The 13,173-nt window shown below is 76.0% G+C and carries 15 protein-coding genes; 10 read left to right on the top strand and 5 right to left on the bottom strand.

Features of this window, described 5'->3' with window-relative positions; translation table 11 throughout:
- Positions 1 to 9 precede the first annotated feature (9 nt).
- Positions 10 to 990, top strand: coding sequence for an NAD-dependent epimerase/dehydratase family protein (locus ACI8AF_RS25310; RefSeq protein ID WP_456542542.1), 981 nt, complete (start codon positions 10 to 12; stop codon positions 988 to 990).
- Here the strand turns inward: ACI8AF_RS25310 and ACI8AF_RS25305 are convergent.
- Positions 983 to 1,186: a DUF5703 family protein gene (locus tag ACI8AF_RS25305; protein WP_456542541.1), complete on the bottom strand. Its 204-nt coding sequence runs from the start codon at positions 1,184 to 1,186 to the stop codon at positions 983 to 985. The genes ACI8AF_RS25310 and ACI8AF_RS25305 overlap by 8 nt on opposite strands.
- Positions 1,187 to 1,313: 127 nt before the next feature.
- Here ACI8AF_RS25305 and ACI8AF_RS25300 point away from each other — a divergent pair, with 127 nt between their 5' ends.
- Positions 1,314 to 1,580 carry a hypothetical protein gene (locus ACI8AF_RS25300; RefSeq protein WP_456542540.1) on the top strand — a complete coding sequence of 89 codons (267 nt, stop codon included), beginning with the start codon at positions 1,314 to 1,316 and terminating at the stop codon, positions 1,578 to 1,580.
- Positions 1,581 to 1,654: 74 nt separating this feature from the next.
- On the top strand, positions 1,655 to 2,428 hold the full coding sequence (locus tag ACI8AF_RS25295) for a DUF2470 domain-containing protein (RefSeq protein WP_456542539.1): 774 nt from the start codon (positions 1,655 to 1,657) through the stop codon (positions 2,426 to 2,428).
- A 3-nt stretch (positions 2,429 to 2,431) separates the two neighbouring features.
- Here the strand turns inward: ACI8AF_RS25295 and ACI8AF_RS25290 are convergent, their stop codons facing one another.
- From ACI8AF_RS25290 to ACI8AF_RS25280, 3 genes are read right to left on the bottom strand one after another with little or no spacing between them, the layout of a single operon-like run.
- Positions 2,432 to 3,508 carry a winged helix DNA-binding domain-containing protein gene (locus ACI8AF_RS25290; RefSeq protein ID WP_456542538.1) on the bottom strand — a complete coding sequence of 359 codons (1,077 nt, stop codon included), beginning with the start codon at positions 3,506 to 3,508 and terminating at the stop codon, positions 2,432 to 2,434.
- Positions 3,509 to 3,547: 39 nt separating this feature from the next.
- Positions 3,548 to 5,485 (bottom strand): AAA family ATPase, encoded by a 1,938-nt coding sequence (locus tag ACI8AF_RS25285; protein WP_456542537.1) that lies wholly within the window; start codon positions 5,483 to 5,485, stop codon positions 3,548 to 3,550.
- A complete protein-coding gene (locus ACI8AF_RS25280; protein WP_456542536.1) occupies positions 5,482 to 6,456 on the bottom strand; it encodes an aldo/keto reductase in 975 nt (324 codons plus the stop codon). Before ACI8AF_RS25280 ends, ACI8AF_RS25285 begins: the two co-directional genes overlap by 4 nt.
- Before the next feature lie 159 nt (positions 6,457 to 6,615).
- Between ACI8AF_RS25280 and ACI8AF_RS25275 the strand changes: the two genes are divergently transcribed.
- The 5 genes from ACI8AF_RS25275 (at position 6,616) to ACI8AF_RS25255 (ending at position 10,021) form a co-directional block, all read left to right on the top strand.
- Positions 6,616 to 7,446, top strand: coding sequence for an undecaprenyl-diphosphate phosphatase (locus ACI8AF_RS25275; protein WP_456542535.1), 831 nt, complete (start codon positions 6,616 to 6,618; stop codon positions 7,444 to 7,446).
- A gap of 16 nt (positions 7,447 to 7,462) precedes the next feature.
- Positions 7,463 to 8,161 (top strand): histidine phosphatase family protein, encoded by a 699-nt coding sequence (locus ACI8AF_RS25270; RefSeq protein WP_456542534.1) that lies wholly within the window; start codon positions 7,463 to 7,465, stop codon positions 8,159 to 8,161.
- A 51-nt stretch (positions 8,162 to 8,212) separates the two neighbouring features.
- A complete protein-coding gene (locus ACI8AF_RS25265) occupies positions 8,213 to 8,764 on the top strand; it encodes a DUF3090 family protein (protein ID WP_456542533.1) in 552 nt (183 codons plus the stop codon).
- Between the two features lie 11 nt (positions 8,765 to 8,775).
- Complete coding sequence (locus tag ACI8AF_RS25260; RefSeq protein ID WP_456542532.1) at positions 8,776 to 9,534, top strand: SCO1664 family protein; 759 nt, start codon at positions 8,776 to 8,778, stop codon at positions 9,532 to 9,534.
- A 100-nt stretch (positions 9,535 to 9,634) separates the two neighbouring features.
- Entirely contained in the window at positions 9,635 to 10,021 is a 387-nt protein-coding gene (locus tag ACI8AF_RS25255; RefSeq protein WP_456542531.1) for a VOC family protein, read from the top strand.
- 3 nt (positions 10,022 to 10,024) lie between these two features.
- On the opposite strand, the gene ACI8AF_RS25250 is transcribed toward ACI8AF_RS25255, so the two are convergent.
- Positions 10,025 to 10,741 carry a maleylpyruvate isomerase family mycothiol-dependent enzyme gene (locus tag ACI8AF_RS25250; RefSeq protein ID WP_456542530.1) on the bottom strand — a complete coding sequence of 239 codons (717 nt, stop codon included), beginning with the start codon at positions 10,739 to 10,741 and terminating at the stop codon, positions 10,025 to 10,027.
- 98 nt (positions 10,742 to 10,839) lie between these two features.
- Here ACI8AF_RS25250 and mshC point away from each other — a divergent pair, with 98 nt between their 5' ends.
- Both mshC and ACI8AF_RS25240 read left to right on the top strand, forming a co-directional pair.
- On the top strand, positions 10,840 to 12,093 hold the full coding sequence (gene mshC, locus ACI8AF_RS25245; protein ID WP_456542529.1) for a cysteine--1-D-myo-inosityl 2-amino-2-deoxy-alpha-D-glucopyranoside ligase: 1,254 nt from the start codon (positions 10,840 to 10,842) through the stop codon (positions 12,091 to 12,093).
- Positions 12,094 to 12,096: 3 nt separating this feature from the next.
- The gene (locus ACI8AF_RS25240) at positions 12,097 to 13,137 is read left to right on the top strand and encodes an HD domain-containing protein (protein WP_456542528.1); all 1,041 of its coding nucleotides are present in this window, start codon (positions 12,097 to 12,099) and stop codon (positions 13,135 to 13,137) included.
- The last annotated feature ends 36 nt before the right edge of the window (positions 13,138 to 13,173 follow it).

Below are 13,173 nucleotides of genomic sequence, written 5' to 3'. Positions count from 1 at the left end.
CAGGGGGCCGTGCGCATCCTGGTCACCGGCAGCTCGGGCCACCTCGGCGAGGCGCTCGTCCGCGAGCTGGGCGCCGCCGGGCACGAGGTCACCGGCCTCGACCGGCTGCCCTCACCGCACACCGACGTCGTCGCCTCGGTCACCGACGGCGGCGCCGTCCGGGCCGCCGTGGACGGCGCCGACGCGGTGCTGCACGCGGCGACGCTGCACAAGCCGCACGTGGGCTCGCACGACCGGCAGGCGTTCGTCGACACCAACGTGACCGGCACGCTGACCCTGCTCGAGGCCGCGGTCGCCGGGGGCGTCGGCCGGTTCGTGTTCACCAGCACGACCAGCGCCTTCGGCCGCGCGCTCACCCCGGCGACGGGGGAGCCGGCCGCGTGGGTCACCGAGGACGTCGTCCCGAGGCCGCGCAACGTCTACGGCGTGACCAAGGTCGCCGCCGAGGACCTCTGCGAGCTCGTGGCCCGCGACGAGGGGCTGCCGGTCGTCGTCCTGCGGACCTCCCGGTTCTTCCCCGAGGGGGACGACGACGACCGGGTGCGCGGCGCCTACGCCGACGAGAACGTCAAGGTCAACGAGCTGCTGTACCGGCGGATCGACCTCGCCGACGTCGTGGGGGCGCACCTGGCGGCGCTCGACCGGGCGCCGGAGCTGGGCTTCGGCCGCTACGTGGTCAGCGCGACCACGCCGTTCTCCCCGGCCGACCTGCCCGAGCTGCGCCGCGACGCCTCGGCCGTGGTGGCGCGGCTGTTCCCCGACGCCGCCGAGGTGTACGCGGAGCGCGGCTGGCGGATGTTCCCGTCGGTCGACCGGGTGTACGTCAACGAGCGGGCGCGGGCGGAGCTGGGCTGGGAGCCGGCCTACGACTTCCGGCGGGCGCTGGACCTGCTGCGCGCGGGGAGGCCGCCGCGCAGCGCGCTGGCCGACGCGGTGGGCGCCAAGGGGTACCACCCGGTGCCGACCGGGCCGTACACCCCGGTCAGGTGACGGGCTTGGGGAGGTAGGAGAGCCGCGAGCGGCGCCGCAGGATGACCTTGCGGGTGCCGTCGGCGTGCAGCTGGAGACGGGCGAGCTCCCAGCCGCCGGTCTCGGCCTGCAGGCTCAGCATGGTCGCCGCTGCGGATCGGGACGTGCCCGCCGGGATCCGCAGCGGCGCGAACTCCCAATCCGCGACCGCCTCCATGCGGCCGATTGTGCCCCCGGTTCGCCGGGCCGTCACCCGTTCGTCATCCGGCCGCGCGACCCCGGTCTGCCGGCGGGCCGGCCCGGGCGGCACGATGGACGGGCACCCGACTCCCGAGGAGGACGACGTGACCGAGCCCGGCACCGACGTGCCCGACGCCGACCGCGCCGAGCAGGAGGCGCTCCTCGACCCGCCGGCGGTGACCTCGGCCGGGGACGCCCGCGGGCCGGGGGAGGACGTGCCCGAGGCCGACGCGCTCGAGCAGCAGCTGGCCGCGCGCCCGGGGGAGGCCGGTGCGCCGCTGCGGCCGGTGGGGGACCGCGAGGCCGACGCCGCCGACGTCCTCGAGCAGGAGGCCGACGTCCCGCTGGACGAGGACGACGTCCTCAGCTGACCGCCGGCGACCGCGCACTTCCCACTGCGCGCTGACTTTGGTTAGGCTCCCCTAACTCGATCCGAGGGGGCGCCATGACCACCCGACCCGACGGCCCGGCCACCCGCGTCGTGCGACCGGGGCCGGCCGAGCGCGCCCGCACCGTGGCCGCCGGCCCGCAGGCGACCGTCTGCGCCACCGGGGTCGAGGCGAGCCTGCCCCTGGCGCACGCGGTGACCGCCGACGGCCAGGTGCTGCTGGTGGTGCCGGCCGCCGGCGAGCTGGCCACCGCCGTCGCGGCCTCGCCGCAGCGCGACCTGTCGGCGCTGGTCATGGTCAGCGACCGGGCACCGGTCTCGCTGCGCCGGCCGGTGCGCGCCCAGATGTGGCTCTCCGGCTGGGCGACGCCGGTGCCGGAGCGGGACGTGCGCGACGCCCTGCTCGCCTTCGCCGACGTCCGTCCCTCGCACGCCCTGCTCGACGTCGGCACCACGGCGACGCTGCTGCGCCTCGACCTCGCCGAGATCGTGCTGCGCGAGGGCAGCGCGGTCGCCGAGGTCGGCCCCGAGGAGTTCGCCGCCGCCGCTCCCGACCCGCTCGCCGCCGTCGAGGCGGCCACCCTGGCCCACCTCGACCGCGACCACCCCGAGTTCCTCGCCCTGCTCACCGCCGCGATCCCGGCCGGGCAGGTCGGGCCCGGCGACGTCGTCCGGCCCCTCGGCCTGGACCGGTTCGGGCTGCGCCTGCGGATCGAGCGGGCCGGCGGGCAGCAGGACGTCCGCCTGGCGTTCCCGCGGCCGCTCACCTGCCCCGGCCAGCTCGGCGCGGCCATGCGGGCCCTGACCTGCGGCGTGCGCGCGCCGGGCTGACCGCTACCGCTCGAGGAACGCGGTGAGGCGCGCCGCCTCCGCCTCGACCGCGACGGCGTCGTCGGCGCGCAGCGGGTGGAACGGCGCCAGGTGCACCGCGCCGTCCGCCCAGCTCCAGGTGCCGGCCACGAAGCCGTCGACGAGGAAGGTCGGCAGCACGTTCGCGTACCCGGGCAGCACCCGGCCGCGGGCCTCGTCGGGGAGCACCCGGGAGCGGTCGGCGTGCGCGAGCAGCGCGTTGTCGAAGCCGGGGAGGAACCGCACCGGCGCGGGGGAGCCGGGGTCGGCGAGCTCCGCCTCCGGCAGGTCGAACAGCTCGCGGCCGGCCTCGTCGCGGTAGGTCCGCAGCTGCGGGCGCAGGGCGTCGAGCACCTCGCGCAGCCGGGTCAGGCCGCACCACGCCTGCACGTCCATGACGGTGGCCGGCCCGAACCCGGCCAGGTACCGCAGCACCAGCCGGTGCGGGTCGGGCGCACCCAGGGGCCGGCCCAGCCACGCCTCGGCGTGCGCCACCGCGATGCCCGACCGCGACCACCAGCCGCCGAACGCGCTGGTGGCCGGGTCGTGCACCAGCGGCAGCCGGAGCTCGGCGGCCGCCGCCAGCTGGGCGCGCGCCGCCCCGGGGTGCCGCTCGGCCAGGCGCTGCCGCAGCTCGCGGCGCGGCACGAGGTCGCCGCCGATCACCTCCGCCGCGGTGGCCGCGACGGCGGCCGGGGCGTGGCCGGCCAGGCCGCGGCGGAACCAGGCGGCCGCGGCCAGCCGGTCGAACAGCGGCTGCAGCGTGGGCCGCAGCCACCGGTGGTCCTCGGCGCCGGTCAGGTGCTGGGTGCCGCGCAGGCCCGGTCCTCGCACGACCGACCGGTCGGCCACCAGCGCGGACAGGTCCTCGGGCGCGAAGGAGGTGAGCCGGGTCCAGAGCCCCACGTGCGGCCAGTTCGGCTCCTGCGCCTGCAGCGCCACCAGCCGGTCGACGACCGCCGCGACCGGGAGGTCGCTGCGGGCCAGCAGCAGCTGCCGGTCGAGCAGGGTCCGGTTGAGCGTCCGCCGGTCGAGGGTGCGCACCGCGAGCGTCGCGGTCATGGACCGACGCTAGGAGGCCCAGCGGTCACTTCCCGTCCGCTATCCGCCGTCCTCGGCGGCTTCCCGCAGCAGCCGGGCGAGCCGGGTGCGCCGGGGGCGGACGTCGACCTCGCGCACCGCCCGGGCCAGCGCGGCGCCGCTGGCGTGCACGATCGACAGGTGCTGCTGCGCGCGGGTCAGCGCGGTGTAGACCAGCGGCCGCGACAGCATCCCGCCGGCCTCCGGCGGCAGCACGACGACGACGCCGGGCCACTCCGAGCCCTGCGCGCGGTGCACGGTGATCGCCCACCCGTGCCGCAGGTCGGGCAGCGCGTCGCCGGTCACCGTCACCGGCCCGGAGGAGAAGTCGACGGTCAGCGAGCCGTCGCCGGTCCCGGTGACGACGCCGACCTCGCCGTTGGCGAACCCGATCGGCTCCAGGTCGAGGTGGTTGGCGGTGGCCACGACCCGGTCGCCGACGTCGAAGCCGAACACCGTCCCGTCGCCGGGGTTGAGCACCACCTTGAGCGCCTTGTTCAGCTCGATCGTGCCCGCCGGCCCGCGGTGCACCGGGGTGACCACCTGCACCGACGCCGCCGGGATGCCCAGCGCCCGCGGGATGGAGTCGGTGACCAGCTGCACCACCCGCCGGGCGGCCTCGGCGCTGCCCTGCGCCGGGACGACGACCACCTCGCGGTCGGGGGAGTCCACGCGCGGCAGCTCGCCCTCGCGGACCGCCGTCGCCAGGCGGGCGATCGCGCCGCCCTCGGCCTGCCGGTACAGCGTGGTCAGCTCGGTCACCGGCACGGCCCCCGAGTCGATGAGGTCGCCCAGGACGTGGCCGGGCCCGATCGAGGGCAGCTGCGCCGGGTCGCCGACCAGCAGCAGGTGGGTGCCGTCCTGGCAGGCCTCCAGCAGCGCCGCGGTCAGCTCGACGTCGAGCATCGACGCCTCGTCGACCACGACGACGTCGGCGTCGAGCGGCCACTCCTCGTTGCGGGTGAACCCGCCGGTGGTGCCCTGCGCGCCGAGCAGCCGGTGCACGGTGACCGCGGGGTGGTCGGTGAGCTCCTCGAGCCGCTTGGCGGCCCGGCCGGTGGGGGCGGCCAGCGCCACCTCGCTGCCCTTCTTGCGCAGCAGCTGGACCACGGCGGCGACGGTGCGGCTCTTCCCGGTACCCGGGCCACCGGTGAGCAGGCTGACGCCGGCGGCGAGGGTCTGCGCCACCGCCTCGGCCTGCGCCTTGTCCAGCCCCTTGGCCACCGAGCGCACCGAGACCGGGTCGGCGATCGCCTCGGCGGTGACCAGCAGCCGCTGCACGTTCTCGGCCACGGCCTCCTCGGCCATGCCGTAGCGGGCCAGCGAGAACGAGATGAGCCGGGGGTCGGGCTCCTCCTCGCTCTCGGGGTCGAACGGCGGCTCGTGCTCCAGCACGTCCCCGGACTCGACGGCCGACGCGATCGCGGCGGCGGGGTCGGTGACGCCCTCGGCCCGCAGCGCGGCGACCACCAGCTCGGCGGGCAGCACGGTGTGCCCGTCGCGGGTCGCCGTGCGGAGGGTCTGCGCGACGATGGCCCGGCCCCGGCGGCTGTCCTGCCGGTCGGCCCCGGGCAGGATGGCGATCGCCAGCCGGTCGGCGTCGGTCAGCGTGACGCCGGGCAGCCCGAGCAGCGCCCACGGGTCGTCGCGCAGCCGGCGGGCGGCGTCGTGCCCGAGCGTGTCGGCCACGCCGGCGGCCAGCTTGGCCTCCAGCCCGGCGCCCACGAGCAGGCCGACCACCTCGTAGGCGGGGGCGGCGGCCAGGAAGCTGGAGAACAGCCGCTCGGCGCGCTGCTTGCCGACCCGCGGCAGCTTCATCAGCTTGGCGGCGGTGACGTCGTCGGGGGTGGTGATGCCGGCGCCGGGCAGCTCGGCCGCCGCCCGCTTGCCCAGGCCCGGCCACAGCCCGGCCGCGCAGAAGGCGGCGAAGACCCTGTCCTCGGTGACCGTGGTGCTCACCGCCGCTTCTCCGGGTAGCCGAACGGCGGCGCCGAGACGTCCTCCAGCGCGGTGCGGATGGCGGCCGGCAGCCGCACCCCCTCGGCGTCGAGGGAAGCCTGCAGCTGGGTCGCCGTCCGGGCGCCGACGACCGGCGCCACGACGCCGGGCCGGTCGCGCACCCAGGCCAGCGCGACGGCGAGCGGGGTGGTGCCCAGGCCCTCGGCGGCCGTGATCACGGCCTCCACGATCCGGTCGGACTTCGGCGAGCGCAGGCCGTCGATGAAGCCCTGCCAGGCCGGCGAGGCGCCGCGGGACTCCGAGGGGGTGCTGTGCCGGTACTTGCCGGTGAGGATGCCGCGGCCCAGCGGCGACCAGGGCAGCACGCCCAGGCCGAGCGCCTCGGCGGCCGGCACCACCTCGCGCTCGACGCCGCGCTGCAGCAGCGAGTACTCGACCTGGGTGCTCACCAGCGGCGTGCGGCCCGGCCAGGCCCGCTGCCAGGTGGCGGCCTGGGCGGTCTGCCAGCCGGTGAAGTTGCTCACCCCGACGTAGCGGGCCCGGCCCGAGGAGACGGCGGCGTCGCAGGCGGCGAGGGTCTCCTCCAGCGGGGTGGCCTCGTCCCACGCGTGCAGCTGCCACAGGTCGACGTGGTCGACGCCGAGCCGCTCGAGGGAGGCGTCGAGGGCGCCGAGCAGGTGCCCGCGGGAGGCCCCCCGGCCCATCGGGCCGGGGGAGGTGCGGCCCACGGCCTTGGTGGCGACCAGCACGTCACCGCGGGGCACGACGTCGGAGAGCAGCCGGCCGAGGGTGCGCTCGCTGTCGCCCTCGCCGTAGACGTCGGCGGTGTCGACGAGGGTGCCGCCGGCGTCGACGAAGGCGGTCAGCTGCGTCGCCGCCTCGTCCTCGTCGGTGTCGCGGCCCCAGGTCATGGTCCCCAGCGCCAGCCGTGAGACGACCAGGCCGCTGCGTCCCAGCGCCCGTTGTTCCACGACCGGCCAACCTACCGGCGCGGGACGACACCGGCCCGCGACCGTCCCCACCCCGGAGCGGCGCGCCGGCTCCCCGCCGGGCGCCCCTTAGGCTGATCTCCCGTGCCTCCCGCGAGCCCCGTCCCGTCCGCCGTCCCCGCGTCCGAGGGCTGAGCCGGCGTGGGGTGGTTCGAAGCCGTCGTCCTCGGTCTGGTGCAGGGGCTGACCGAGTTCCTGCCGATCTCCTCCAGCGCCCACCTGCGCATCGTCGGTGAGGCGTTCGGCTGGGACGACCCCGGCGCGGCGTTCACCGCGATCACGCAGATCGGCACCGAGGCCGCCGTCCTCCTCTACTTCCGCAGGGACATCGCCCGGATCGTCACCGCCTGGGTGCTGTCGCTGTCCGGGAAGCGCAAGGGCGACCCCGACGCGCGGATGGGCTGGCTGATCATCGTCGGCAGCATCCCGATCGTCGTCCTCGGCCTGCTGTTCCAGGACCGGATCGAGACGACGTTCCGCGACCTGCGGGTGGTCGCGATCGCGCTGGTCGCGTTCTCGCTGATCCTCTTCTGGGCCGACCGCGTCGGGCGCAAGGACCGGGAGCTCAAGGAGCTGACCGTGGGCCACGGCATCGCCTTCGGGTTCGCCCAGGCGATGGCGCTGGTGCCGGGCGTCTCACGCTCCGGCGGGACGATCACGATGGGCCTGTTCCTCGGCTACACGCGCGCGGCCGCGGCCCGGTACTCGTTCCTGCTGGCCATCCCGGCGGTGCTCGGGTCGGGCGGGTTCCAGGTCTACGAGGCGCTCACCGGCGACCTGGCCGGGGGCGCGGTCGACTGGGGGCCGACGATCCTGGCCACGGTCATCGCCTTCTTCGTGGGCCTGACGGTGATCGCCTGGCTGCTGCGCTACCTCGACCGCGGCAGCTTCACCCCGTTCGTCGTCTACCGCGTGGTGCTGGGCCTGGCGGTGCTGGCGCTGGTCGGCGCGGGCGTCCTGTCCCCGCGGTGACCGTAGGGTTCCGCCCGTGACCACGGTGATCCTGCTGCGCCACGGGCGGACGACGGCCAACACCGGCGGCGTGCTCGCCGGGTGGACGCCGGGCGTGCAGCTCGACGAGACCGGCCTGGCGCAGGTGCGGGCCGTCGCCGAGCGGCTCGCCCCGGTGCCGCTGGCCGCGGTGCTGAGCAGCCCGCTGGAGCGCTGCGTGCAGACCGCCGGCGCCGTCGTCGAGGGCCGGGCGCTGGAGCTGCAGACCGACGAGCGCCTCGGCGAGTGCCGCTACGGCGACTGGACCGGCCGGCCGCTGAAGGAGCTGGTCAAGGAGCCGCTGTGGAAGGTGGTGCAGCAGCACCCCTCCGCCGCCGTCTTCCCCGGCCCGGAGGGGGAGGGGCTGGCGCAGACCCAGGCCCGCGCGGTCGCCGCGGTGCGCGAGTGGAACGCCAAGCTGGGTCCGGAGGCGGTCTGGCTCGCCTGCAGCCACGGCGACGTGATCAAGGCCGTGCTCGCCGACGCGCTCGGCCTGCACCTCGACCAGTTCCAGCGGATCGTCGTCGACCCGGCGTCGGTCTCGGTGGTCAGCTACACCGACACCCGGCCGTTCGTCGTCCGCATGAACGACACCGGCGGGGACGTCGCGGCGCTGCTGCCGCCGCCGAAGAAGCGCCGCCGGCGCAAGGCCGACTCCGACGCCACCGTCGGCGGGGGCGCCGGGCCGGGCGCCTGAGCCCGGTGTCGCCGGGTGGACCAGCGCGGACGCCCGCGTAACCTGGGGCGCGTGCCACGCCAGGTCCACCTCTTCGATCGTCCGACCCGGTTCGTCGCCGGCACGGTGGGCCAGCCCGGGGACCGCACCTTCTACCTGCAGGCCTCGGACGCCACCGGGCGCACCGTCAGCGTCGCCCTCGAGAAGACGCAGGTCCAGATCCTCGCCGACCGGATGAGCGAGCTGCTCGACGAGATCGCCGCCCGGGCCGGGACCGTCATCCCGCCCGACGCCGACGTCGACGACCTCGACCCGCTCACCCCGCCCGTCGACGAGGAGTTCCGGGTCGCCGCCATGGGCCTGGCCTGGGACGGCGACGCGCAGGCCGTCGTCGTCGAGGCGGTGGCCGCCGGCGACGAGCCGATCGAGGAGGACGCGATCCTCTCCGACGCCGAGGAGGGGCCCGACGCGCTGCGGGTGACCATCACCCCCGGCGCCGCCCGCGCGTTCGTGGCCCGGGCGCGCCGGGTGATCGCCGCCGGGCGGCCGGCCTGCCCGCTGTGCTCGCTGCCGCTGGACCCGACCGGGCACGTCTGCCCCCGGCAGAACGGCTACCGCCGCTGACCGGGGGCCCCATGAGCGACGTCCCCGAGCCGGTCGCCCCGGCCGGCCTGCGCCGGCCGGCCGACGACGCCGAGGCCCGCACCCTCCTGCTGGAGGGCGTCATGGACCTCGAGGGCCGCATGCTCGACGCCTCGAACGTGACCCTGGTCGGCACGATCCGCACCGCCGCGCTCGAGGCCGAGTGCGTCTACAAGCCGGTCGCGGGCGAGCGGCCGCTGTGGGACTTCCCCGACGGCACGCTGGCCGGGCGGGAGGTGTCGGCGGCGCTGGTGTCGGAGGCCACCGGCTGGCGGATCGTGCCGCCCACCGTGCTGCGCGACGGGCCGTTCGGCCCCGGCATGGTGCAGCTGTGGGTCGACGGCGACGAGACCGTCGACCTGGCCGCGTTCGTGCGCTCCGACCACCCCGGGCTGCGCCGGATGGCGGTGTTCGACGCGGTGGTGAACAACGCCGACCGCAAGGGCGGGCACATCATCCCGATGCCCGACGGCCACGTGCACGGCGTCGACCACGGCATCTGCTTCTCCGTCGACCCCAAGCTGCGCACGCTGCTGTGGCGCTGGGCCGGCAAGCCGCTGCCCGCCGAGGCGGTGGCCGTGCTGGAGCAGCTGCAGACCGACCTCCTCGGCGACCTGGGCGAGCAGCTGCACGAGCACCTCACCCGCCGGGAGGTGCGCCGCACGCAGCAGCGGGTGGCCGAGCTGCTGCGCACCGGGCGCCACCCCGAGCCCTCCGGCGACTGGCCCGCCCTGCCCTGGCCTCCCTTCTGAGCCGCCTCCGGGTGCCGAGATCACGCCATCTCGGCAGCTCAGGGCCCCTGACCCGCCGAGATCGCGCGATCACGGCGGGGGCTGGGACATGATCGCCGTCATGCCGCACCGTTCGCGCCTGTCGATCCTGCTGCTCGACCTCCCGCCGGAGTCCCACGACGCCGGGCGGGACTTCTGGTCGGGCGCCACCGGCCACCCCGCCCACGCCGACCCGGACGAGCCGGAGTGGACCGAGCTCGGCTCCTTCGCCGACGGCTGGCACGTGGCGGTGCAGCGCACGGGGGAGGGGACGCCGCCGCGCTGGCACGTCGACATCGAGACCGACGACGTCGACGCCGAGGTGGCCCGCCTCGAGGCGCTCGGCGCGAAGCGGCACGCCGACATGGGCGGGTTCTGGCAGATGACCGACCCGGCGGGGCTGGTGTTCTGCGTCGTCGGGATCCAGACCGGCGAGGCGTTCGAGAGGTACGCCACCACCTGGCCGTGACCGCTACTCGATCCTCACCAGGTCGAGCATCGCCGCGGCGGTCGCGGGGTCGCCGTGCACGGTGAGCACCTCCATCGGCAGCCGCCGCCACAGCGCCAGCAGCAGGTCGCCGGCGTCGCCGGTGAGGGTGGCGATGGGGAACGGCCGCGTGCCGGGGAACAGGGTGCGCTCGGCGTCGGCGTCGACCGCGTGCAGGACGACGGGGTGCGCCGTCTCCGGCGGCCCCTGGGGCAGCGCGGAGGGGGCCATGACCTCCAGCCACTCGTCGATGCCGTCCAGCGCGACGGCGGTGGGGATCGGCCGGACCGCGCCGAGCAGCTGCTCGACGTCGGTGGTGTGGACGACGGCCTCGTGGGTCTGCCGCCGCAGGACGAAGGCGACGTCGCGCCGCGGCGCCCACGTCCACACCGGCTCGGCCGGGTCGGCGCCGTCCAGGGCCGTCTCCAGCTCGGCAGCGGCGGCCGCGGTGAAGCCGAGCAGCTCGTCGTCCGGCTTGCGCTGGGGCTCGCGGTACCCGGTCGGGTCCGGTGCGCGGGTGCGCACCACCCACGCCCAGAAGTGCTGCACCTCGGCCAGGTGCCAGACGAGGTCGGCCAGCTCCCAGTCGGGGCAGCCGGGGACCCGGGCCCGCCAGCCGTGCGCCAGCACCGCCTCCGCGGCCGCGTCGGCGAACCGCGCGTTCGTCCGCTGCAGCACCGGCAGGTACTCGTCGAGCTCCATCGCACCCCTCCCGTCGTCCGCCCGACTGCGACCGTAGGGGCAGCCGGGACCGGCCCGGGGATCCGGCGTCGTCGGAGACGGTCTCTAGTCTCGACGTCGTGCTGTCCTGGCCCGCTCCGCTCCTGCCGACCCTGCCGGGGTCCGGTCCCGCGCTCCGCCTGCACGACACCGCGCGGGGCGAGGTCGTGCCGACCGAACCGGAGTCGACCGCCCGCATGTACGTCTGCGGGATCACGCCCTACGACGCCACGCACCTCGGGCACGCGGCCACGTACCTGGCGTTCGACCTGGTCAACCGCCTCTGGCGGGACTCCGGCCACGCCGTCCACTACGTGCAGAACGTCACCGACATCGACGACCCGCTGCTCGAGCGCGCCGAGCGCGACGGCGAGGACTGGATCGTCCTGGGCATGCGCGAGACGGCGCTGTTCCGCGAGGACATGACGGCGCTGCGGGTGCTCCCGCCCGACGACTACGTCGGCGCCGTCGAGGCGATCCCGCGGATCGTCGGCCACATCGAGGAGCTGCTCGACGCCGGGCTGGCCTACGTGCTCGACGACGGCAGCGGTGACGTCTACCACGACATCGCGCAGGCGCCGGGGTTCGGCGCGGAATCGGGCTACGACGAGGCGACGATGCTGCGGTACTTCGCCGAGCGCGGCGGCGACCCCGACCGGGCGGGCAAGCGCCAGCAGCTGGACCCGATGCTGTGGCGCGGCGAGCGGCCCGGTGAGCCGTCGTGGCCCGGCCCGCGCGGCACGGCCGGGCGGCCCGGCTGGCACATCGAGTGCGCCACCATCGCGCTGGACACCATCGGCACGGGGTTCGACGTCCAGGGCGGCGGCAACGACCTGGTCTTCCCGCACCACGAGTACTCCGCCGTCCACGCCGAGGCGCTCACCGCCGCCACGACGGGGGTGAAGGAGCCCTTCGCCCGGGCCTACGTGCACACGGCGATGATCGGTCTCGACGGCGAGAAGATGAGCAAGAGCCGCGGCAACCTCGTCTTCGTCTCGCGGCTGCGCGGCGACGGGGTCGACCCGATGGCGATCCGGCTGGCCCTGCTCTCGGGGCACTACCGCACCGACCGGGAGTGGACGGCCCAGCTGCTCGGGGACGCCGAGGAGCGGTTGGCGACGTGGCGGCGGGCGGTGTCCGCGCCCGCCGGGGCGCCGGGCTTCCCGGTGCTGGCCGAGGTGCGCGCCCGGCTGGCCGACGACCTCGACTCACCCGGCGCGATCGCCGCCGTCGACGCGTGGGCCGCGGCGACCCTGGCCGGGGCGGCCGAGGACGACACCGCACCGGCGCTGGTGCGCGACACCGTCGACGCCCTGCTCGGCATCGGGTTGTAGGTCGTGAGCGGTCCGTTCCGGTTCAACGACCGCGCCGCCCGGGAGGCGGCGGAGGCGGCGCTGGCGCCGGCCGCCGTCCGGTCGACCGCCATCCGCGGCCGCGCCGTCCCCGAGGCGGAGGACCCGCTGCGGACGGCGTTCGAGCGCGACCGCGACCGCATCCTGCACGCCAAGGCCTTCCGCCGGCTCAAGCACAAGACGCAGGTCTTCCTCAACCCCGACGGCGACCACTTCGTCACCCGGCTGACCCACACGCTGCAGGTCACCCAGGTCGCCCGCTCGCTGGCCCGCGCGCTCGGGCTGAACGAGACCCTGGCCGAGGCGATCGCGCTGGGCCACGACCTGGGCCACTCGCCGTTCGGGCACATCGGCGAGGACGCGTTCGACCCGTACGTGCCCGGCGGCTGGCACCACGCGGCGCAGGGCGTGCGGATCGTGGAGGTGCTCGAGCACCTGAACCTGACGTGGGAGGTGCGCGACGGCATCCGCGCGCACAGCTGGAAGATCACCCCGCCGCCGGCCACGCACGAGGGGGAGTGCGTCCGCTTCGCCGACCGGATCGCCTACCTCTCGCACGACGCCCAGGACGCCGTCCGCGCCGGGGTGCTGCAGCCGGCCGACCTGCCGGCGCGCACCCGCGAGGTGTTCGGCGAGCCGGGCGGGGAGATGGTCGGCGCCATGATCGACGCCGTCGTCCGGGGCAGCCTGTCGCCGGCGAACACGTCGGGGTCCGTGGTCATGGACCCCGACGCGCTCGAGGCGTTCCACGAGCTGCGGGCGTTCATGTTCCACCGGGTCTACGAGTCACCGACCGCGGCGGGGCAGAAGCACGTGGCCATCGCCGTCATCCGCCGGCTGGTCGACCACCACCTGGCGCACCCGGAGCTGATCCCGGCCAGCTACCGCGACACCTCCGCCGACCCGGTCACGCAGGTGGTCGACTACGTCTCGGGCATGACCGACCGGTTCGCGCTGAACGTGCACGACCGGATCTTCGACGACGACGCGTCGTCCCGGATGACCCCGCTGCTGCGCACGTCCTGACCGCTCCGTGCCGAGATCACGGGATCTCGGCACATC

The organism is Blastococcus sp. SYSU D00669 (assembly GCF_054050715.1).
Note: the sequence above shows the minus strand (reverse complement) of the source record. Positions and strands in the feature narration are given on the sequence as shown.

Coding starts and splice junctions, on each gene's coding strand:
- ACI8AF_RS25305 (WP_456542541.1), bottom strand. CDS start 1,186: ATGGAGGCGGTCGCGGATTGGGAGTTCGCGCCGCTGCGGATCCCGGCG.
- ACI8AF_RS25295 (WP_456542539.1), top strand. CDS start 1,655: ATGACCACCCGACCCGACGGCCCGGCCACCCGCGTCGTGCGACCGGGG.
- ACI8AF_RS25290 (WP_456542538.1), bottom strand. CDS start 3,508: ATGACCGCGACGCTCGCGGTGCGCACCCTCGACCGGCGGACGCTCAAC.
- ACI8AF_RS25260 (WP_456542532.1), top strand. CDS start 8,776: ATGAGCGACGTCCCCGAGCCGGTCGCCCCGGCCGGCCTGCGCCGGCCG.
- ACI8AF_RS25255 (WP_456542531.1), top strand. CDS start 9,635: ATGCCGCACCGTTCGCGCCTGTCGATCCTGCTGCTCGACCTCCCGCCG.
- ACI8AF_RS25250 (WP_456542530.1), bottom strand. CDS start 10,741: ATGGAGCTCGACGAGTACCTGCCGGTGCTGCAGCGGACGAACGCGCGG.